At 42.2% G+C, this 263-nt stretch carries 1 protein-coding gene; it reads left to right on the top strand.

What is annotated here, in order from left to right:
• On the top strand, positions 1–263 hold a 263-nt coding region (locus SB771_RS35065), incomplete at both ends, for a response regulator (RefSeq protein WP_410722052.1).

Below are 263 nucleotides of genomic sequence, written 5' to 3'. Positions count from 1 at the left end.
GACGAAAAAGCAATTGCAGACACCTTGATTCATACGCTCGAGATGGATGGCTTTAGCGTCGTTTGGTTCGATACCGCAGGGGCTGGTCTTAGTTATATTAAAGCTACACAGATAGATTTACTGATTTTAGACGTTGGTTTACCTGATGCAAATGGTTTTGAGCTATGTAAGCAAGTTCGCGAATTTTCTTCTTTACCCATCATTTTCTTAACGGCACGCAACGATGAAATCGATCGCGTTGTTGGATTAGAGATTGGCGCAGA

Source organism: Burkholderia sp. SIMBA_051 (genome assembly GCF_046534915.1).
GTDB classification, from domain to species: Bacteria; Pseudomonadota; Gammaproteobacteria; order Burkholderiales; family Burkholderiaceae; genus Burkholderia; species Burkholderia ambifaria.
This window is presented reverse-complemented; position numbering and strand designations above follow the sequence as displayed.